The 573-nt window shown below is 46.1% G+C and carries 1 protein-coding gene; it reads right to left on the bottom strand.

What is annotated here, in order from left to right; genetic code table 11:
• Positions 1–4 precede the first annotated feature (4 nt).
• Positions 5–355 (bottom strand): hypothetical protein, encoded by a 351-nt coding sequence (locus H8S65_RS20895; RefSeq protein ID WP_186931723.1) that lies wholly within the window; start codon positions 353–355, stop codon positions 5–7.
• Positions 356–573 lie beyond the last annotated feature (218 nt).

Here is a 573-nt window from a genome sequence, read left to right as displayed (position 1 = left end):
CCGATCACTCTTCCGAAAGGAATCGTTTGGCGGCATCCAGGAGGCTGACGAATTTGATCGGCTCGCTTCCTTTTTCCGGCTGTATTTTCACCACGCTGTCGATCACCCTGAGGAAGGCTTCGCGGTTGCTCTTACCGTTCACCTTGCACTGGTTACTACGAAGCAGCGGTTCTAAAAGTAACAGGAATTCCTGGGTCGATCCGGTAAAGACGATCTGCTCTTCCTGCACCATGTCTTTTTCCCATACCGCATGTTCAAGAAGCCGGTTGAGACGGTTACAGTTTTTTTCGAGTTCGTGCAGTTGCCGCCTTGCCAAGAGGCAAGACTCTTTCACTGCCGCCGATTCTTTATTCAATTCGGAGGATGGAATTTTTTTTTCATGTGTACAATTGTTTATGTGGATGGATGGATAAAAAAAACGAAGCCCCGAAGATGGCGATCACCTCCGGGGCTTGTTTTCTGTATGCTTTCGTCCTTCACAGGGCTACAGGCTACATTGAACTTTTAATTTCAATATACTTTAGTATTATTAATATTAAATCTGACCGCTTGTTCACCTGTCGCAGGGTAATT

Origin of the sequence: Parabacteroides hominis (genome assembly GCF_014287585.1) — a bacterium.
Taxonomy (GTDB): Bacteria; Bacteroidota; Bacteroidia; order Bacteroidales; family Tannerellaceae; genus Parabacteroides; species Parabacteroides hominis.
Note: the sequence above shows the minus strand (reverse complement) of the source record. Positions and strands in the feature narration are given on the sequence as shown.